The sequence below is a fragment of the Dietzia sp. NPDC055343 genome (assembly GCF_053645265.1).
The window spans coordinates 60,898-79,518 of record NZ_JBSHMJ010000013.1 but is presented as its reverse complement, the minus strand read 5'-3'; the positions used below and the strand labels follow the sequence as shown (position 1 = coordinate 79,518).

At 69.7% G+C, this 18,621-nt stretch carries 16 protein-coding genes; 7 read left to right on the top strand and 9 right to left on the bottom strand.

The window, feature by feature from the left end:
• Positions 1-57: 57 nt before the first annotated feature.
• The 3 genes from lipA to sucB all read right to left on the bottom strand — a co-directional run bounded on the left by lipA (position 58) and on the right by sucB (position 3,754).
• The gene (gene lipA / locus ACWIE7_RS08465; RefSeq protein WP_454069026.1) at positions 58-1,074 is read right to left on the bottom strand and encodes a lipoyl synthase; all 1,017 of its coding nucleotides are present in this window, start codon (positions 1,072-1,074) and stop codon (positions 58-60) included.
• A gap of 21 nt (positions 1,075-1,095) precedes the next feature.
• Positions 1,096-1,773, bottom strand: coding sequence for a lipoyl(octanoyl) transferase LipB (lipB, locus tag ACWIE7_RS08460; protein WP_452099447.1), 678 nt, complete (start codon positions 1,771-1,773; stop codon positions 1,096-1,098).
• Positions 1,774-1,903: 130 nt separating this feature from the next.
• A complete protein-coding gene (gene sucB / locus ACWIE7_RS08455; RefSeq protein WP_454057096.1) occupies positions 1,904-3,754 on the bottom strand; it encodes a 2-oxoglutarate dehydrogenase, E2 component, dihydrolipoamide succinyltransferase in 1,851 nt (616 codons plus the stop codon).
• A 315-nt stretch (positions 3,755-4,069) separates the two neighbouring features.
• On the opposite strand from sucB, the gene ACWIE7_RS08450 reads away from it, so the two are divergent.
• The gene (locus ACWIE7_RS08450; RefSeq protein ID WP_230929494.1) at positions 4,070-4,435 is read left to right on the top strand and encodes an oxidoreductase; all 366 of its coding nucleotides are present in this window, start codon (positions 4,070-4,072) and stop codon (positions 4,433-4,435) included.
• A 52-nt stretch (positions 4,436-4,487) separates the two neighbouring features.
• On the opposite strand, the gene ACWIE7_RS08445 is transcribed toward ACWIE7_RS08450, so the two are convergent.
• Entirely contained in the window at positions 4,488-6,017 is a 1,530-nt protein-coding gene (locus tag ACWIE7_RS08445) for a leucyl aminopeptidase (protein WP_454057095.1), read from the bottom strand.
• Between the two features lie 156 nt (positions 6,018-6,173).
• On the opposite strand from ACWIE7_RS08445, the gene gcvT reads away from it, so the two are divergent.
• The gene (gene gcvT, locus ACWIE7_RS08440; RefSeq protein ID WP_454057094.1) at positions 6,174-7,286 is read left to right on the top strand and encodes a glycine cleavage system aminomethyltransferase GcvT; all 1,113 of its coding nucleotides are present in this window, start codon (positions 6,174-6,176) and stop codon (positions 7,284-7,286) included.
• 32 nt (positions 7,287-7,318) lie between these two features.
• On the top strand, positions 7,319-8,410 hold the full coding sequence (locus ACWIE7_RS08435; protein ID WP_454057093.1) for a branched-chain amino acid aminotransferase: 1,092 nt from the start codon (positions 7,319-7,321) through the stop codon (positions 8,408-8,410).
• Positions 8,411-8,467: 57 nt separating this feature from the next.
• Here the strand turns inward: ACWIE7_RS08435 and ACWIE7_RS08430 are convergent, their stop codons facing one another.
• The 3 genes from ACWIE7_RS08430 to ACWIE7_RS08420 form a co-directional block, all read right to left on the bottom strand.
• Positions 8,468-9,244 carry an adenosylcobinamide-GDP ribazoletransferase gene (locus tag ACWIE7_RS08430; protein ID WP_454057092.1) on the bottom strand — a complete coding sequence of 259 codons (777 nt, stop codon included), beginning with the start codon at positions 9,242-9,244 and terminating at the stop codon, positions 8,468-8,470.
• Positions 9,245-9,250: 6 nt separating this feature from the next.
• On the bottom strand, positions 9,251-11,020 hold the full coding sequence (gene cobT / locus ACWIE7_RS08425; RefSeq protein WP_454057091.1) for a nicotinate-nucleotide--dimethylbenzimidazole phosphoribosyltransferase: 1,770 nt from the start codon (positions 11,018-11,020) through the stop codon (positions 9,251-9,253).
• 69 nt (positions 11,021-11,089) lie between these two features.
• Positions 11,090-11,779: a DUF3043 domain-containing protein gene (locus ACWIE7_RS08420; RefSeq protein ID WP_452099454.1), complete on the bottom strand. Its 690-nt coding sequence runs from the start codon at positions 11,777-11,779 to the stop codon at positions 11,090-11,092.
• A 166-nt stretch (positions 11,780-11,945) separates the two neighbouring features.
• On the opposite strand from ACWIE7_RS08420, the gene ACWIE7_RS08415 reads away from it, so the two are divergent.
• Together ACWIE7_RS08415 and ACWIE7_RS08410 are read left to right on the top strand one after the other, a co-directional pair.
• A complete protein-coding gene (locus ACWIE7_RS08415) occupies positions 11,946-12,293 on the top strand; it encodes a HesB/IscA family protein (RefSeq protein ID WP_230929487.1) in 348 nt (115 codons plus the stop codon).
• Positions 12,294-12,359: 66 nt separating this feature from the next.
• The gene (locus ACWIE7_RS08410) at positions 12,360-13,337 is read left to right on the top strand and encodes a carbohydrate kinase family protein (protein ID WP_452099455.1); all 978 of its coding nucleotides are present in this window, start codon (positions 12,360-12,362) and stop codon (positions 13,335-13,337) included.
• A 95-nt stretch (positions 13,338-13,432) separates the two neighbouring features.
• On the opposite strand, the gene asnB is transcribed toward ACWIE7_RS08410, so the two are convergent.
• The gene (asnB, locus tag ACWIE7_RS08405) at positions 13,433-15,358 is read right to left on the bottom strand and encodes an asparagine synthase (glutamine-hydrolyzing) (protein WP_454057090.1); all 1,926 of its coding nucleotides are present in this window, start codon (positions 15,356-15,358) and stop codon (positions 13,433-13,435) included.
• A 227-nt stretch (positions 15,359-15,585) separates the two neighbouring features.
• Between asnB and ctaC the strand changes: the two genes are divergently transcribed.
• Both ctaC and ACWIE7_RS08395 read left to right on the top strand, forming a co-directional pair.
• Complete coding sequence (gene ctaC, locus ACWIE7_RS08400; protein WP_452099457.1) at positions 15,586-16,704, top strand: aa3-type cytochrome oxidase subunit II; 1,119 nt, start codon at positions 15,586-15,588, stop codon at positions 16,702-16,704.
• A 38-nt stretch (positions 16,705-16,742) separates the two neighbouring features.
• Positions 16,743-17,159 carry a cytochrome c oxidase subunit 4 gene (locus ACWIE7_RS08395; protein ID WP_454057089.1) on the top strand — a complete coding sequence of 139 codons (417 nt, stop codon included), beginning with the start codon at positions 16,743-16,745 and terminating at the stop codon, positions 17,157-17,159.
• Positions 17,160-17,311: 152 nt separating this feature from the next.
• Here ACWIE7_RS08395 and ACWIE7_RS08390 read toward each other — a convergent pair whose 3' ends face one another.
• Positions 17,312-18,469 carry an acyl-CoA dehydrogenase family protein gene (locus tag ACWIE7_RS08390; protein ID WP_230929482.1) on the bottom strand — a complete coding sequence of 386 codons (1,158 nt, stop codon included), beginning with the start codon at positions 18,467-18,469 and terminating at the stop codon, positions 17,312-17,314.
• Between the last annotated feature and the right edge of the window lie 152 nt (positions 18,470-18,621).

Below are 18,621 nucleotides of genomic sequence, written 5' to 3'. Positions count from 1 at the left end.
CGACACCACGGTTCGAGAACCGCGGTGAGCGCTCCGGGGGAGTGCGGGGGAGAACGGTCAGACGCGAGCCTGTTCGCGCTCCAGGACGCTCGAGGCCTCCTGGGACGCGGCGCCGCCGGTCTTCAGCTGTTCCAGGTGCTCCGGGACCTCTTCGCCACGGTGCTCGAGCGCCTGGACGTAGAGGCGGCCGGCGCGGTACGAGGAGCGGACCAGCGGCCCGGCCATGACGCCGGCGAAACCGATCTCACGGGCCTGCTCGGACAGGTCCACGAACTCCTCGGGCTTGACCCAGCGGTCGATCGGGTGGTGGAGCGGGCTGGGGCGAAGGTACTGCGTGATCGTGAGGATGTCGCACCCGGCGGAGTGCAGATCGCGCATCGCGTCCACGATCTCCTCGGTGGTCTCTCCCATGCCGAGGATGAGGTTGGACTTGGTGACGAGCCCGAAATCGCGGGCAGCGCGGATGACCTCGAGCGACCGGTCGAACCGGAACGCGGGCCGGATGCGCTTGAAGATCCGGGGCACGGTCTCCAGGTTGTGCGCCAACACCTCGGGGCGGGACTCGAACACCTCGGCCAACTGGTCCGGGTTCCCGTTGAAGTCGGGGATCAGATTCTCTACGCCCGTATTGGGATTGAACTCGTGGATCTTGCGGACGGTCTCCGCGTACAGCCACGCACCGCCGTCGGGCAGGTCATCCCGGGCGACTCCGGTGATCGTCGAATAACGCAGCCCCATCTCACGGACCGACTCCGCCACACGGTGGGGCTCGTCGCGGTCCAGGGCGCTGGGCTTGCCCGTGTCGATCTGGCAGAAGTCACAGCGACGCGTGCACTGCTCGCCGCCGATGAGGAAAGTGGCCTCACGGTCCTCCCAGCACTCGTAGATGTTGGGACATCCGGCTTCCTCGCACACCGTGTGCAGGCCGCCGGTACGGACCAGACCCTTGAGTTCCTTGTACTCGGGCCCCATGGTGGCGCGGGTTCGAATCCAGGAAGGCTTACGTTCGATCGGGGTCTCGGCGTTGCGGGCCTCGATACGCAGAAGCTTGCGGCCCTCGGGAGTCACAGTCACGCCAGCCACCCTACGCTCGAATCACACGACGGGCAGCCGGCCGTCCAGGGCCTCCACCAAGTCGGAGGTGGCCTGCTCCAGCACGTCTGACACGGTGACGGTGCGGCCGAGCTCCTCGGTCAACGAGGTGACGCCCGCGTCGACGATGCCGCACGGGACGATCCGCGAGAACGCACCGAGGTCACAGTCGCAGTTGAGCGAGAACCCGTGCATCGTCACCCCGCGCTGGACGCGGATCCCGATCGCCGCGATCTTGCGCTCGGGGCGCCCGTCGGAGGCGGCACACCACACCCCCGAGCGGCCCTCGACCCGACTGACCTCCACCCCGAGGCGGGAGCAGGTGGTGATGAGCGCCTGCTCGACCCGCCGGACGTACTCCACCACGTCGATCGGGTCGGACAGCGCGATGATCGGGTAGCCCACCAACTGGCCGGGGCCGTGCCAGGTGATGCGGCCACCACGGTCGACGTCCACCACCGGGGTGCCGTCCATCGGCCGGTCCGAGGGCTCGGTGCGCTTGCCCGCGGTGTAGGTCGCGGGATGCTCCAACAGCAGGACTGTGTCACCGCGGAGCCCGTCCGCGCGTTCCTCGGCGAGGGTGCGCTGGAGCTCCCACGTGGGGGAGTACTCGACCGTGTCGAGTCGGCGGATCTCCGGAGGGGTCGGGTCGCGGCGGAGGGATTGACCGTTGAAGGGCATGTCCTGCAGCGTAGGCCCCGATGCCGACGGCAGAGGGCGGCCGGCTCGAAAAGCCCCTGCCGATACCCACGTGAGACAGGAGAACGGGCGCCCTCCCGAAAGGAGGGCGCCCGTCGTCAGGACCTACCGGCTACAGCGCGAGGTCGCTCTCGAACTCGGCCTTCTCGAGACGGTCCTTGACCGTGGTGAGGAAGCGGCCGGCGTCAGCGCCGTCGATCAGGCGGTGATCGTAGGTCAGCGGGGTGTAGCCCATCGACCGGATGGCGATCGACTCGCCGTCGTCGTCCGCATCCACCACCGGGCGACGCACGATCGCGCCGGTGCCCAGCATCGCCGCCTGCGGCGGAACCAGGATCGGGGTGTCGAACAGGGCACCCTCGCTGCCGATGTTGGTGATGGTGAACGTGCCACCCGAGAGATCGTCGGGAGTGAGCTTGGCGGCCCGCGCCCGCTCCGCGAGGTCGATGATCGCCTTGGACAGGGTCGGGATATCCATGTCCTGGGCGTTCTTGATGACCGGCGAGAGCAGTCCTGCCTCGGTGTCCACGGCGATGCCGAGGTTCACCGACTCGTGGTAGGTGATCTCGTTGGAGTCCTCGTCGTAGGACGCATTGACGTTCGGATGCGAGACGAGAGCCTCGACCACGGCCTTGGCGTAGAACGGCAGGTAGGTGAGCTTGACGCCGTGCTTGTCGGCGAACTGCTCCTTGACCTGGGCACGAAGCTGCGCAACGCGCGTCATGTCGACCTCGAAGACCTGCGTGAGCTGCGCGCTCGACTGCAGCGACTCACGGGTGATCCGGGCGGTGACCTTGCGGATCCGGTTGGCCTTCTTGGTGGTGCCGCGGAGTTCGGCGAGCTCCGGCCGGACTCCCGCGGACGACGGACCACCGGTGGTGGCCGCCGCCTTGGCGGGGGGCTCCGGAGTGCTCTCGTCCGTGCCGCCCTGCGCCGCTGCGAGGACGTCCTGCTTACGGATTCGGCCACCGATGCCGGTGCCCTTGACCGTGTCCAGGTCCACGCCGTTCTCCTGCGCGAGCTTGCGCACCAGCGGGGTCACGTATGGGGACGACCCCGACTTGGCGGCAGCCGCCGGCTCGGCCCGCTTCGGCACACCCGAGTCGGAGGATGCCTGCGGAGCCGACTTCTCGCGCCGTCCGGCGTCCCCGCCGTCGGTCTTGGCCTCCGCCTTGGCGGCCGCCTTCTTCTCCGGCTCGGGGGTGTCGCCGGCCTTGTCGGCCTGCTTCTCGGCGCCCGAGGCGTCCGTGGCGTCACCCTCGGCCTGCTTGGGGGCCTGCGCCGGGCGGGCCTCCTCCGCGGGCTCGGGTGTGCCCTCGTCCTCTGGCTCGGCCTCGCCGGCGGCGCCCTCGCCGATGACGGCGAGGGTGGCGCCGACGTCGACGGTCTCGTCCTCGTCGGCGACGATCTTCTGGAGGGTGCCGGCGACGGGGGAGGGGATCTCGGTGTCGACCTTGTCGGTGGAGACCTCGAGCAGTGGCTCGTCGACCTCGACGGTGTCGCCGACCGCCTTGAGCCATTTGGTGATGGTGCCCTCGGTGACGGATTCGCCGAGTTCGGGCATGACCACGTCGGTGCCCTTGCCGCTGCCCTTGTTGCCGCCGGAGGCCTTCTCGGCCGGGGCCGGGGTGTCCTCGGCCGGCTCGTCGGTCGAATCGTCAGAGGAGGTGTCCTCGGCCGGCTCGGCGGCGTCCTCGCCAGAGCCGGAATCGTCGGCTCCGCCCGAGCCGTCGTCGATGACGGCGAGCTCGCCGCCGATCTCGACGGTCTCGTCCTCGCCGGCGATGATCTTGGTCAGCGTACCCGCGGTGGGTGAAGGGATCTCGGTGTCGACCTTGTCGGTGGAGACCTCGAGCAAAGGCTCGTCGACCTCGACCGTGTCCCCCTCCTTCTTGAGCCAGCGGGTGACGGTTCCCTCGCTGACGGATTCACCGAGTGCCGGCATCTGTACGGAGAAGGCCATGGTGTCGTGACTCCTCGAGAGTTCTTAGGCGCAGCTCCCGGGCGCGGTCCGCACCCGCGATGAGCGGCGACGTGGGTTGGGCAACAATCTGTTCGTCGGAGCACCGGACCGGTCCGCGGTGGCGCCCAGTCCAGATGATCGTCGTCCATTGTGCCTTCTGCCACTGGTCGGCGTTGCCGGACGCACCGATCCGGGCGCAGGCCGGACCCGGTTCCGGCAGGTGGCCGCTCAGATCTCGGCTGCTGAGGCTCGGTACGATCGCCACATCATGGTCGGACCCACCCCGGACGGGGGTCCGGCGGAAGGAGGCCGACGATGGGGATCCAGGACATCTTCCGACGGCGGAACGCCCGGATCCCCGCCGACCCGGCCGATCTGGACCACTTCCGCCGGTGGTGCCGCACCCGCGTGGGGGTCGAGGCCTTCCTGGAACCGGAGACACTGGTCTCCGTTCCGGGACTGTGCCTGGTGGCGTTCGACGGCGAGTGGACGCGTCGTCCGGTCGGTGACCTGGCCACCGCCCGTCGGATCACCTCCGAACTCAAGGTGCCGCTCTTCGACGCCTCCGTGAACGGGTACCCGCAGCGGATGCGTGACTACGAAGAGGTCCGCATCAAGCGGGAGCGTCGCGAGCGCGCCGAACGTCTACGCGAACAGATGCGCGGGGCCGACGAGCGGTAGCCCGCCCGTCGGCCCCCGGAAGCCGTCGGCGGCCGGAAGCCGCCGAACGCCGTCAGTTGGTCGCGGCGATGTCCTCGAGCACCGCGAGCATGGTCCGCACCGGCACGCCGGTCGCGCCCTTGGGCAGGTAGCCCTCCGGGCCGCCGTCGTTGTACGCCGGACCGGCGATGTCGATATGCGCCCACTCCACGCCCTCGGCCACGAACTCCCGCAGGAACAGGGCCGCCGAGAGCATGCCGCCCCAGCGGTGCGGGGTCACGTTGGTCATGTCGGCGACCTCCGAGTCCAGGCCGTCGCGCAGCTCCTCGGGCAGGGGCATCGACCAGCCACCCTCGCCGACCCCGCGGCTGAGCTCGGAGACGCGGTCGCGGAACTCTTCGGTACCCATGACGCCCGGGGTCTTCTTGCCGAGCGCGACCATCTGGGCACCGGTCAGCGTCGCGGTGTCGATGAGGTGTGAGGGCGAGTCCTCGCAGGCGCGCACGATAGCGTCGGCCAGGATGAGCCGGCCCTCGGCGTCGGTGTTCTGCACCTCGACCGTCGTCCCGCCGTACATGGTCAGCACGTCGCCGGGCCGGTAGGCGGTGGACGACGGCATGTTCTCCGCCATCGGCACCGAGGCGATGACGGTCATGTCCAGCCCGAGGCGCGCGGCCAGGATTACGGTGGCGACCACGGCCGCGGCGCCGCCCATGTCCATGGTCATCTGCTCCATGCCCGCCGCGGGCTTGATGGAGATGCCGCCGGTGTCGAACGTGACGCCCTTGCCCACGAGCGCGACCGTCGGACGCCCCGGGCCGCCACGATGGGTCAGACGCACCAGGCGTGGGCCGCGGGACGAGCCGCCACCCACGGCGAGGATGCCGCCGAACCCGCCCTCGGCGAGCGCGGCCTCGTCCAGCACCTCGACCTCCAGGCCGGCCTCCGCGGCAAGCGCCGCCGCGCGATCAGCGAACGAGCCCGGGAACAACAGGTTGGGCGGGGTGTTGACCAGGTCGCGGGCCAGACCGACGCACTCGGCGATGGTGGCGGCCCGGGAGACCGCGTCCGAGCCGCCCTCGCCGACGAATACCCGGAGGGTGTCCGCGGCGGTTGCGTCGTCGTCGTTCTTCTCGTCCTTCGCGGTGACCTTGGCCGGAGCGAAGGACCCCAACCCGGCGCCCAGGGCGACGGCCTCCGCGCGCCCGGCGTCGAGAAGGACCAGCGCCGACCCGAGGCCACGGCAGGCGCGGGCGGCGGCACCGGCCGCACGGCGCAGGACCTCGTCGGTCCGTTCGTCCTCGGAGCCACCGAGGCCCACCAGCACGACCGAATCGCCGGGGACGCCCGCCGGCGCCGGCACGCGGGTGGTGGCGCCGACCTTGGTCGACGCGCCGATCGACCGGGCGAGCGTGGCCAGCGCAGTGGTCGCCTCACCCTCGAGACCCGGGGCGACGACGACGGGGGCCGCCTTCTTCTCCCCGTCGGCAGCGGCATCCGCGGCGATTCCCACCACCACCACGTCGGACTTCACAGGCGAGGTGACCGCCTCGATCGGGGAGAGGTCCGGGTCGTGGCTGAGGATCGAATCCGCGGTCGGCATAAGGCGCTCCTGGGGTCGTGGGCAACTGGCTGGGCACATCGCCGGGAACAGGTCCCGGGGCCCGCGCACCGTGGCGTGGGCGCCACGGCGAGGGCACCATAGTCTATCGACTAACGTGGGGGTCCAGCCGTACTGGAGAGCGCGAGGAGTGGCGACATGACTGATACCGGAGACCTCTACGAGGGACCACTGCACTCCCGCCATGTCGAGGCTGGGGCGACTTTCGCGCCGTTCGGTGGCTGGTCGATGCCTGTGCAGTACTCCGGAACCGTCGCCGAGCACACCGCGACCCGCGCCTCCGTCGGGCTGTTCGACGTGAGCCACCTGGGCAAGGCGCTCGTGACCGGGCCGGGCGCCGCCGAGTTCGTCAACTCGTGCTTCACGAACGACATCGACCGGATCTCCGCCGGCAGCGCGCAGTACACGCTGTGCTGTGACGACAGCGGCGGCGTGGTCGACGACCTGATCGCCTACCGCGTCTCCGACGAGGAGATCTTCCTCATCCCCAACGCCGCCAACACCGCCGAGGTCGTGCGGATGCTGCAGGCCACCGCCGCCGAGCGCGCGCCCGGGATCACCATCACCGACCAGCACCGCTCGCGCGCCGTGATCGCCGTCCAGGGGCCGCGGTCCGGCGAGGTCCTCACCGCCCTCGGCCTGCCCACCGACCTGGACTACATGGCGTACGTCGACGCCCGCTGGAACGGACACTCCGTGCGGGTCTGCCGTACCGGGTACACCGGCGAGTACGGATTCGAGGTGCTGCCCGCCTGGGACGAGGCCGGCCCGATCTGGGATGCGCTCGCCGAGCAGGTGCTGTCCCGTGAGGGCGCCCTGTGCGGTCTCGGTGCCCGCGATTCGCTGCGCACGGAGGCCGGCTACCCGCTGCACGGCAACGAACTGTCCGTGGACCTCAGCCCGCTCGAGGCACGCTGCGCCTGGGCCATCGGCTGGGACAAGCCCGCCTTCTGGGGGCGCGAGGAACTGCTGCGTCAGAAGGAGGCCGGCCCCGCCCGCCGGATGTACGCGCTCGAGGTCACCGGACGCGGGATCCCGCGCGCCGGACAGACCGTGCGCGCCGGTGGACGCGACGTGGGCGTCACCAGCTCCGGCACGTTCTCACCGACCCTCAAGACGGGGATCGCGCTCGCGTTCATCGAGCTGGACGCGGGTCTGAAGAAGGGCGACGAGGTCGTCGTCGACGTACGCGGACGAGAGGTACCGTGCCGCCTCGCGGTACCCCCGCTCATCGAGATCCGCACCCGCTGACCCGCCCCCTTCCTCCAGGAACGAGACCCGCAATGCCCGAGTTCGACGTCCGTCCGTCCGCCTCGCCGAGATCGACCGCCGAGCGCGAGGCCATCCTCGCCGCCCCCGGCTTCGGCAAGCACTTCACCGACCACATGGTCACCCTCCCGTACTCGAACGGGCAGTGGGGCACCCCGGTCGTGGAGGCGTACGCCCCCCTGTCCATCGACCCGTCCGCCGTGGTCCTGCACTACGCGCAGACGATCTTCGAGGGCCTCAAGGCCTACCGGCAGGCCGACGACTCCATCGCCTCGTTCCGACCCGAGCAGAACGCCGCCCGCTTCAACCGCTCCGCGGAGCGCCTCGCCATGCCGCAGCTGCCCGAAGAGCTGTTCATGGAGTCGTTGCGGCAGATCGTGGCGATCGACCGCGACTGGGTGCCCGCCGCCGGCGGTGAGGAGGCGCTCTACCTGCGGCCCTTCATGATCGCCACCGAGACCGGGCTCGGCGTGCGGCCGGCCGACGAATACCTCTACTCGGTGATCGCTTCCCCGGCCGGCGCGTACTTCTCCCGCGGCGTGGCCCCCGTGAGCGTCTGGCTGAGCACCGAGTACGTGCGCGCCAGCCCCGGCGGCACCGGCGCCGCCAAGTTCGGCGGCAACTACGCCGCCTCGCTGCGCGCCCAGGAGCAGGCCGCGGCCAAGGGATGCGACCAGGTGGTCTGGCTCGACGCGATCGAGCGGAAGTACGTGGAGGAGATGGGCGGGATGAACCTGTTCTTCGTCCTCGGCTCCGGCGACTCCGCCGAGATCGTGACCCCCGAACTGTCCGGCTCGTTGCTGCCGGGCGTCACCCGCGACAGTCTCCTGCAGTTGTCCCGCCACCTCGGCTACCCCGTGACCGAGCGCAAGGTCTCGGTGGACGAGTGGGAGTCGGGCGTGGCCTCCGGCGAGATCACCGAGGTGTTCGCGTGTGGCACCGCCGCCGTCATCACCCCCGTCGGGTCCGTGCAGCACTCCGGCGGCGGCTACACGGTGGGTGACGGCGGGCCGGGGGCGATCACCATGCGGCTGCGCGAGACCCTCACCGGAATCCAGCGCGGCTCCGTCGAGGACCCGTTCGGTTGGATGACCACCCTGGCCTGACGGGCGCGATCCGCCCGGCGACGCCGGGCGGTCACCACGACCCGGCCCGGAGATCGGTCAGAGCAGGAGGACGGCGGCGACGAGAGTCGTCGCCGTTCCCGTCTCTATGGCGGCGCCGAGCACATCGCCGTTGATGCCGCCCAGCCGGCGGACCACATGACGGCCGGCGGCGGCGGTGGCGAGGAACGTGGCCGGGCCCACCGCGGCACCCACGGCCGGCATCCACCAGTGGTCGGGGAGCGGTCCCGCGCCCGCCAGGCCGGCACCTGCGACCACGGTCAGCAGGCCGACCCCGGCCACGGCCATCCTGGACTGGGAGCCGGCGACCATCGCACCGAACCCCGTCGGCGACGCGGGCGGAACGCCCCGCCGGAGGAGCGCGACCGGCAGGCAACGCGAGACGACGAACGCGGCGATCGGCGCGAGCCAGGCACCCGAGTCGACGAGTTGGCCCAGCGCCGCGACCTCGGCGAGAAGAATCAGGGCGAGTACCGCGGCCCCCATCGGACCGATCGACCCGGAGCGCATGATCTGAAGGGCCCGCTCCGGACCGGCGTACGAGCCGAGCGCGTCAGCGGTGTCGGCCAGCGCGTCGACATGCATTCCGCGGGTCACGGCGAGCACCGCCGCGACCCCCACGACACCGGACAACAAGGCGCCCGCGCCGAGGGTGTGCACGCCGTGGGCGGTCGCGGTGGCCAGGGTCCCGCAGACCAGCCCCACGACCGGCAACGCCGTCATCGCGCGCCCGGCCGTGGCCGCATCGGGAACACCGGTGCGACCGACGGGCAGCACGGTCATCCACGACAGCGACACCCGCACCGCGTCCAGCACGAGAGGTCAGTCGTCCCTGCCGCTGACCCCGGCGTCGGCGAAGGTCGCCATCTCCGTGAGGATCGCGATCGCGTTGTGGACGACCGACAGCGCGGCGACGGCGCCACTGCCCTCGCCGAGGCGCATGGAGTGCTCGAGAACCGGCTCGAGGGTCAGGTAGGTCAGCGCGGCGGTGTGAGCCGGCTCGGCACTGCGGTGCCCGGCCACCCACCACTGGCGAGAGCCCGGCGCGAGGGCCTCGGCCATGAGCGCCCCGGCGGTCACCACGGAGCCGTCGAGAATGCACGGCGTCCTGCGGAGCGCGGCCTGGGCGAGGAAGCCGGCCATCGCGGCGATGTCGGCGCCGGCGACCTTGCGGAGCATCGCGACCGGATCCCGCAGATCACCGGACGCCCGGAACATGGCGTCGCGGATGGCGGCGGTCTTGCGCATCCATCCCTCGTCGTCGATCCCGGTGCCCCGCCCGACCAGCTCGACCGGCTCGCGGCCGGTGATCAGGCACGCGAGCACGGTGGCGGGGGTGGTGTTGCCGATCCCGAGGTCTCCGGCGATCAGCAGATCCGCCCCTGCGTCGACCTCCTCGTCGGCGATCCGCCGGCCCGCGGCGATCGCGGCCCGTACCTCGTCCCCGGTCAGCGCGTCCTCGCGGTCGATCGCGCCGGAGGAGCGTCGGATCTTGTGATCGTCGAGCCCACCCGGGCGCTCGGCCGACATCGCGATATCGGCCACCCGGACGGTGGCGCCCGCCTGCCTGGCCAGCACCGATACGGCCGCACCGCCGCCGACGATGTTGTCGGCCATCTGCAACGTGACCTCCTGCGGGAAAGCGGAGACCCCGTGCTCGGCGATGCCGTGGTCGCCGGCGAACACCACGACTCGGGCCCGCTCGAGCCGGCGGGGCGGGCACGCGTCCTGGCAGGCGGCGATCCACGTCGCCAGCTCTTCGAGACGGCCGAGCGAACCGGCCGGCTTGGTGAGCGTCAGCTGCCGCTCCCTCGCCTGCTCCGACACCGTGTGGGAGGGCGGGTGGACGGGGCCGAAGGCCACCGGGTCGTCGTAGTATGCGACGTCGCGGAGGCCGGCGAACTCCGGGCACGGCCCCGTGTCGGTGGCGGGGGACCCGGTGGCGTTGTCGTCGTCGTCGGTGGTGGCGGCGGCGGCGTCGTCCGTCCCGGGCTGCGGGAGAGGCACGGCGGGGGGCCCGGAGGAGGGAGCGGCGGGGACGGCCACGTCGCTCGGCGCCGCTGCCGTCCCGCCGGTCAGAGGGAGGACCCGACCGGCGACGACGAGCACCGCCGAATCACAGACCTCGGCCAGGCGTCGGTTGAGCGAGCCGATCATGTCGGCGAACAGTCGGCCCGCGAGCGTCTCGGACACCACCCCGAGCCCGACCTCCGGGGAGACCAGGACCACCGGCCCGGTGCGGTCGGCGACCGCGGAGACGAGCCCGTCCAGCTCGGTGGCCACGGCCGCACCACCGTCGGCCCAGCCCAGCGTCGCGTCCATCCGGCGGGCCAGCCAGCCGCCGAGATCGTCCACCAGCACGGTCGCGGACGGGTGATCCCGCAGGACGCGGACGACCTCGTCGGTCTCCTCGATGGTCCAGTGCGCGGGCCGACGGCCCCGGTGCGCCGCGATACGCGCCGACATCTCCTCGTCGTCCGCATCGTGACGGGCGGTGGCGACATAGACCACGTCGGTGCCGGCGGAACCGGCCACGGACTCGGCGTGAACGGACTTGCCCGAGCGGGTACCGCCGAGGACGAGCTGGCGCATGGGGTTCGGCCCTTCCGGGGGAGGTCGGTGGATCAGAGCGGTGCGGGGAGCAGGGCGCTCGCGATCAGATCAGATCGTGTCGCCGGGGCGGACACGCGGACGCGGCGTGCGCAGCATCCGGGGCTGCGTCGCGCGCATGACCGCGTACCAGCCCATACCGAACCCGGTGTCCTCGGTGTCGGGGTAGCGTTCCCTGACCACGCGGTTGACCGTTCGGCCGAGGAGGATCCCGTCAATGACGACGACGGCGATGAGCACGAGGAACAGGGTCTGGCTGTACACCATCAGCGTGGGGTTCGGGATCAGCTGGAAGACGATCACGAACAGCGCCAGCGGCATGAACCAGTTGATGAGGCGGCGATGGGTGTCGACCCAGTCGCGGGCGAACCGGCGGACCTCGCCGCGGTCGCGGGAGAGCACGTAACGGTCGTCACCCTCCATCATGAGCTGGCGACGCTCTTCGCGCGCGGCCCGGGCCTCGGCCTTGGCCTCCTTGCGCTCCTCCTTGGTCATGTCGGCCTCGGCGGCCTTGCGGCGGTCGCGGGCCTCCTTGCGGGTCAGCGGAGCCGTGACCGGGCCCTGACGCATACCGCGGGCCCGCTCCTGGTCGCGACGTCTGGGGGTCGGCTTGCCCTTGCCCGCGGGCTTGCGCGGGTCGACGACGGGCCCGGTGTCGGGCTCCGGTTCGGGCCGGGCCTCGGGGGCGGGTGAGCCCTTGCCGTTCTCGTCATCTCTGGAGCCGAATGCGCGCAACTTCACATCACCAGGCTAGGCGATCGGGGAACGGGGCCGGACATTCACCCATACGCGGTGGCAGGCGTATCGTGGGGAGCGGAACGGATGCCGGGGAATAGAGGACTCCCCGCTGGGCGTTGACACACACGAGACGTCCCCGAAGCCCTCTCGGATCGCAAGGAGAACCGACATGACCACTGCGGAGAACACCGCCACCGGCGTTCTGCTCACAGACGCCGCCGCTTCCAAGGCAAAGGCCCTGCTCGAGCAGGAGGGTCGTGACGACCTGTCGCTGCGCATCGCCGTTCAGCCCGGTGGCTGTGCCGGCCTGCGCTACCAGCTTTTCTTCGATGACCGTTCCCTGGACGGCGACGTCATCGATGACTTCGGTGGCGTCAAGCTCGCCGTCGACCGCATGAGTGTCCCGTACCTGACGGGCGCCTCGATCGACTTCGTCGACACCATCGAGAAGCAGGGCTTCACGATCGACAACCCCCAGGCGACCGGTTCGTGCGCCTGCGGCGACTCGTTCAACTGACCCCACGGTCTCAACTGACGACCCGGGCCGACAGATCGTCGTCCCGGGTCGTCTACTGTCTGGGGCATGCCCGTCGTCATCACCGGTTCCATCGCCACCGACCACCTCATGACCTTCTCGGGTCGATTCTCCGAGCAGCTGCTGCCGGACCAGCTCGCGCACGTGTCGCTGAGCTTCCTCGTGGACTCGCTCCAGATCCGTCGTGGAGGGGTCGGCGGCAACATCGCGTTCGCGCTCGGCGTGCTCGGCCGCCAGCCGCACCTGGTGGGTGCCGCCGGCGAGGACTTCGCGGACTACCGCGCCTGGCTCGAGCGCCACGGCGTCGACTGCTCGGCGGTGCACATCAGCTCGGCGCTGCACACCGCCCGCTTCGTGTGCACCACCGATTCGGATATGGCACAGCTCGCGTCCTTCTACCCGGGTGCGATGGGGGAGGCCTCCACCATCTCTCTGCCGAAGCTCGTCGAGCGGATCGGCCGACCGGAGCTGGTGTTGATCGGCGCCAATGACCCGACAGCGATGAACTCGCACACCGCGGAGTGTCGCGAGCTCGGGCTGGACTTCGCGGCCGATCCGTCGCAGCAGCTGGCCTTCCTCGACGGCGAGGCGGCTGCGGCGCTCGTCGACGGCGCCCGCTACCTGTTCACCAACGAGTACGAGTACGAGCTCCTGCTCAACAAGACCGGGTGGAGCGCCGAGGAGCTCGACGCCCGGGTCGGCACCCGCATCACCACTCGCGGCGGCAAGGGTGTCGTGATCGTGGAGCAGGGGGCCGAGCCGATCGAGGTCGGCATCGTGCCCTCGACCAACCTGCTCGACCCCACGGGCGTCGGTGACGCCTTCCGCGCCGGCTTCCTCAGCGGCGTGCTCGACGGGCTGTCGCTCGAGCGTTCCGCCCAGTTCGGTGCGCTCATCGCCACCCACGTCCTGGAGACCACCGGCACTCAGGAGTGGACGATCGACCCCGTGGCCGCTCGTCGTCGTCTGGCCGAGACCTACGGCGACGAGGCGGCCGAGGAGCTCGGCGCGCTCCTACCTGCCTGATCCGGGCCACCTCGCAACGAGCAGAGCGTCCAGCACACCTTCACCCGGGAATCGTGTGCTGAACGCTCTGCTCGTTGGGACGCAGTCTTGTCAGGTCAGAGACGGACCGGGTAGTCGCGCTGCTCGATGTCCGGGACGATCCGGCCCTCGACGAAGATGCCGTGCCAGATCATGAAGCAGAGCATCGTCCAGATCCGACGGCTGTGGTCGGAGTCCCCGCGGCGGTGCTCGTCGAGCATCTGCAGGACCGCCGCCTTGTCGACGTACTCGTCCGTGCCGGAGGCCAGGACGTGATCGCGGGCCCAGTCGTGCAGCTCGGGGCCGGCCAGCCAGTGGCGGGTCGGAACGGGGAAGCCGAGCTTCTTGCGGTGCAGCACGTGCGCCGGCACGATCCGCTCGAGCGCGCGGCGTAGCGCGTACTTGGTGGTGCCGTGCGAGATCTTCTCGGAGTGCGGCAGACGGGAGGCCACCTCGTAGACCTCGCGGTCGAGGAACGGCACCCGCAGTTCGAGAGAGTTGGCCATGGTGACCTTGTCCGCCTTGACGAGGATGTCGCCGCGCAGCCAGGTGAACAGATCCAGGTGCTGCATCCGCGCGACCGGGTCCCAGCCGCGGGAGCGCTCGTAGATCGGCGCGGTGACGTCCTGGTGCCCCCACTCCGGACGGTAGTCGCGTAGTACGGACCGGACCTGCTCCTCGGAGAACGAGCGAGCGTTGCCGTAGTAGCGATCCTCGAGGCTCATCGATCCGCGGTGCAGAAGACTCTTGCCGCGGGTGCCCTCGGGGATCCGGGTGCTGGCCTTGCCCAGCGCGCGCCTCAGGCCGCCGGGGATCTTCTCGAACGGCGCGAGGGAGAGCGGCTCCTTGTAGATCGTGTAGCCACCGAACAGTTCGTCTGCGCCCTCACCGGACAGGACCACCTTGACGTGCTTTCGCGCCTCGCGGGCCACGAAGTAGAGGGGGACCAGGGCGGGGTCGGCGACCGGCTCGTCGAGGTACCAGATGATCTCGGGGATCGCGGCGGCGAACTCCTCGGGGGAGACCACCTTGACGATGTGCTCGACGCCGATCGCCGCGGCGGACTCGGCGGCCACGTCGATCTCGGAGTAGCCCTCGCGCTCGAACCCGGTGGTGAAGGTCAGCAGGTTCTCGTTGTGCCGGCGGGCGAGTGCGGCGATCGCGGTGGAGTCGATGCCTCCGGACAGGAACGAGCCCACGGTCACGTCGGCGCGCATGTGCTTGGCGACGGAGTCCTCGAGCGCCGCGGCGATCTGGTCGTAGCGACGCTCGGCGTCGCCGTCGGCGACGGGCACGACAGGGAAGGTGGGCTCGAAGTACCGCTCGATGACCGGTGCGGTACCGGGGGTGATGCGCGCGTGGCAGCCCGACTCGAGGCGTCGTACCCCGCGGGTGAGGGTCTCGTCCTCGGGGACGTACTGGAGGGTGACGTAGTGCTGTAGGGCGCGGGTGTCGAGGGAGGTGTCGACGACGACGAGGTCGAGCAGTTCCGTCACGGACTTCTTCTCGCTGGCGAAGACCGTGCCGCCCTTGCCGCTCGCGATGTACAGCGGCTTGATCCCGAACGGGTCGCGGGCGACGAAGAGCGAGCGCTCGACGGTGTCCCAGATCGCGAAGGCGAACATGCCGCGGAGCCGGCGGACCGCGGCGGGGCCCCAGTGATGGAATGCCACGACGATCGGTTCGCCGTCGCCCTCGGTCCGGAACTCGGCGCCGTGCTTCTCCCGGAGCTCCGCACGGAGCTCGACATAGTTGTAGATCTCGCCGTTGAACACGAGCGCGTAGCGGTCGGGCTGCTCCGGCGGGCCCCAGCGCAGCGGCTGGTGCGAGTGGGCGATGTCGATGATCGACAGCCGGTTGAAACCGAACGCCACGTTCTCGTCGACCCACGTACCGACCTCGTCGGGACCGCGGTGCCGCTGGCATCCCATGGCGCCCAGCACCCGGTTCTCGTGGGTGCGGGCGGAGCCGTCGGGGGTGAGCAGACCAAGTAGGCCACACATGCGTCGGGTACCTCGTCGATCGGAAGTCGGTAATTGGGCAGGGCCCGGAAGCACGGGCCGCGACGGGTTCGAATACTACTGGTCCCGGGCCCCCGTACCGCTCCGGCGGACGGCGCGGGGGCGCATCGGGTGAATTGCCGGACCCGCGGCATCCAAACTGAGAGTCGTGGTCTACTCTTCTTAGGTGTCCCGGCCATGTGGTCGGTGCCGCTGATCAGGAAGGCGTGATGGTGGAACAGCGTGACGGGCGTCGTCGGACGCGCAGGGCGACACTGGCTGTGTCTCTCGGCACATTGGGCTTGCTGTTGTCCGGTTGTAGCCTCCACACCGACAACAAGTGGTGGAACCAGACGATCAACTTCGGGTTCCCCACCGGGATCACCCCGGAGGGCGTCGCGATTCGTGAGTTCTGGACGGGCACCGTCATCACGTCGCTGATCGTCGGCTTCTTCGTGTGGGGCCTCATCTTCTGGTCGATGGCGTTCCATCGCAAGAAGAAGAACGACAACGGGGAATTCCCCCGTCAGACCGCGTACAACGTGCCGCTCGAGTTGATCTACACGGCAGTGCCGTTCGTGATCATCTCGATCCTCTTCTACTTCACCGTGATCACGCAGAACAAGGTGCTCGACCTGCGTCCCGAGGACGAGGTCGGGGTGCGTGTCGACGTGACCGCGTTCCAGTGGAACTGGAAGTTCGGTTACAACAAGGTCGACGTCGACGGTGTGACCATCGCGGACGGCACCAACGAGGAGGCGACCCGCCAGGCCGAGGAGGCCGGCGTGCTCTCCGACGAGCAGCGCGAGGCTCTCGGTCACGAGGGGATGCCCGCCGCGGGTGGCCCGATCCACGGCCGCCTCGCCGAGGACAAGTCGTACCTGCACTACAACAACATCGAGACCGTCGGCACCTCCGAGGAGGTCCCGGTCCTGGTGGTTCCGACCGATACCCGGATCGAGTTCCGCCTCGCCTCGGCCGACGTGATCCACTCGTTCTGGATCCCCGAGTTCATCTACAAGCTGGACGTCATGCCGCACCCCGGCCGCAACCAGCAGCTGAGCATGTTCCAGGTCGAGAAGATCGACAGTGAGGGCGCCTTCGTCGGACGGTGCGCCGAGATGTGTGGCGTCTACCACGCGATGATGAACTTCGAGCTGCGGGCGGTCTCCCCGGAGGACTTCGCCCAGTACATCCAGTTCCGTCAGGACAACCCGACGGCCAGCAATGCCGAGGCGCTGCAGGAGATCGGCCAGACGCCGTACGCCACGTCCACGTCCCCGTTCAAGACGGGCCGTAGCGATACGCGTGACCAGAACAACATCATCGAGAACGCGTCGGCCAACTGACGCCTCTCCCGGGTATCACGCGAAGGACTCCTTAAGCGATGAACGCAACAGTAAGAATCTTCGACGGGCTGTTTATCTTCCTCGCCGTCTTGGGAATCGGGTACGGCTATCTGACCGGCACCTCCCGCACCGGCGTGGAGTGGGTGGGCACCACGGCCTTCATCCTCTCGGCCGGCCTGAGCCTGCTCATCGGTGGCTACCTGCGCTTCGTGGCCCGTCGTATCAGCACGCTGCCCGAGGACTACGAGGAGGCCGAGGTCTCCGATGGTGCCGGCGAGCTGGGCTTCTTCAGCCCGCACAGCCTCTGGCCGTTCATGATGGCCTTCTCGATCTTCATCATCGGCTATGGTGCGGCGTTCTGGAACTGGTGGGTGATCATCGGCGGCGTGATTGCCCTGATCATCACCGTGTGCGGCCTGGTCTTCGAGTACCACTGGGGTCGCGAGAAGCACTGATCCCGGTGTGAACGACCCCGTAGAACCCCCGGCGCGGACCCGCGCCGGGGGTTTTCGCGTACACCGAGACGGGCGTCGGAAACGGAGCGGGGCCCCGACCGCGGTGAGCGGACGGGGCCCCGGGCGACGCGCAGCCAGGTGCGGACGTGTGGTTACAGTCCCATGTCCTTGGCGATGATGGTCTTCATGACCTCGTTGGTGCCACCGTAGATGCGGTTGACGCGATTGTCCGAGTACAGGCGTGCGATCGGGTACTCGTTGATGAAGCCGTAGCCACCGTGGAGCTGGAGGCAGCGGTCGATGACCTCGGCCGCGACCTCGGTGCAGAACAGCTTGGCCGAGGCGGCCTCGGCGGGCGTGAGCTCGCCGACGTCGAGGGCCTCGAGGGCGCGGTCGGCGACGGCCTGGGCCGCGTCGACCTTGGCCTTACACGCCGCGAGCTCGAACTTGGTGTTCTGGAACGAGGCGACGGTCTTGCCGAACACCTCGCGCTGCTCCACGTACTCCTGCGCGAAGCGGACGGCCGCGGCGGCCTGACCATAGGCACCGAAGGCGATGCCCCAGCGCTCGGACGGCAGGTTCTGGCCCAGGTAGTTGAAGCCGCGGTTCTCCTCACCCAGCAGGTCCTCGACCGGCACCTTGACGTCGGTGAACGAGAGCTCCGCGGTGTCCGAGGTCTTGAGGCCCACCTTGTCGAGCTTGCGGCCCACCGAGTAGCCCTCGAGCGACGTCTGCACGGCGAGCAGGGAGATCCCGAACCGGCGGTCGTCCTCACGCGGAGCGGAGGTACGGGCGCACACGATCATCCGGTCGGCGTGGACGCCGCCGGTGATGAAGGTCTTGGCGCCGTTGAGGATGTAGTGCGTACCGTCCTCGGAGAGCTTCGCGGTGGTCTTCATTCCCGCCAGGTCCGAGCCGGTGCCGGGCTCGGTCATGGCGATGGCCCACATCTCCTCGCCGGAGACGAACTTGGGGAAGTAGCGCTTCTTCTGCTCCTCCGTGGCGAGCATCTTGAGGTAGGGCAGGCAGAGCGCGACATGGACGTTGGATCCGCCGAAGGTCACGCCGGCCCGGGTGATCTCCTCGGTCTGTATGGCCTCGAACTTGTGGGTGTCCAGGCCGGCGCCGCCGTACTCCTCGTCCACCGTGATACCGAACAGGCCGAGGTCGGCGAGCTTGTAGTAGAACTCGCGGGGGACGATCCCGGCCTCGTACCACTCCTCGAAGTGGGGGGTCACCTCGGACTCGATGAAGGAGCGGAGGGTCTGGCGGAAGGCCTCGTGGTCTTCGTCGAACACAGTGCGGCGCAAAGGTCTGCCTTTCCAATGGTCGATCCGCCGCTCGAATCGCTGCGGCTGGACGTGCCGTCAGAGGAGCGGGGCCTCAGGGTGGTGGACTACTACCAACGAGTAGCTTACAAGGAAAGGAGTGCACTCCGCCGGGCTCGCGGCTCATCCGTTGG

What these genes read in the sequence shown, in the direction of transcription:
- lipB (WP_452099447.1), bottom strand. Translation starts at nt 1,773, where the DNA reads ATGCCCTTCAACGGTCAATCCCTCCGCCGCGACCCGACCCCTCCGGAG.
- sucB (WP_454057096.1), bottom strand. Translation starts at nt 3,754, where the DNA reads ATGGCCTTCTCCGTACAGATGCCGGCACTCGGTGAATCCGTCAGCGAG.
- ACWIE7_RS08450 (WP_230929494.1), top strand. Translation starts at nt 4,070, where the DNA reads ATGGGGATCCAGGACATCTTCCGACGGCGGAACGCCCGGATCCCCGCC.
- ACWIE7_RS08445 (WP_454057095.1), bottom strand. Translation starts at nt 6,017, where the DNA reads ATGCCGACCGCGGATTCGATCCTCAGCCACGACCCGGACCTCTCCCCG.
- gcvT (WP_454057094.1), top strand. Translation starts at nt 6,174, where the DNA reads ATGACTGATACCGGAGACCTCTACGAGGGACCACTGCACTCCCGCCAT.
- ACWIE7_RS08435 (WP_454057093.1), top strand. Translation starts at nt 7,319, where the DNA reads ATGCCCGAGTTCGACGTCCGTCCGTCCGCCTCGCCGAGATCGACCGCC.
- cobT (WP_454057091.1), bottom strand. Translation starts at nt 11,020, where the DNA reads ATGCGCCAGCTCGTCCTCGGCGGTACCCGCTCGGGCAAGTCCGTTCAC.
- ACWIE7_RS08415 (WP_230929487.1), top strand. Translation starts at nt 11,946, where the DNA reads ATGACCACTGCGGAGAACACCGCCACCGGCGTTCTGCTCACAGACGCC.
- ACWIE7_RS08410 (WP_452099455.1), top strand. Translation starts at nt 12,360, where the DNA reads ATGCCCGTCGTCATCACCGGTTCCATCGCCACCGACCACCTCATGACC.
- asnB (WP_454057090.1), bottom strand. Translation starts at nt 15,358, where the DNA reads ATGTGTGGCCTACTTGGTCTGCTCACCCCCGACGGCTCCGCCCGCACC.
- ctaC (WP_452099457.1), top strand. Translation starts at nt 15,586, where the DNA reads ATGGTGGAACAGCGTGACGGGCGTCGTCGGACGCGCAGGGCGACACTG.
- ACWIE7_RS08395 (WP_454057089.1), top strand. Translation starts at nt 16,743, where the DNA reads ATGAACGCAACAGTAAGAATCTTCGACGGGCTGTTTATCTTCCTCGCC.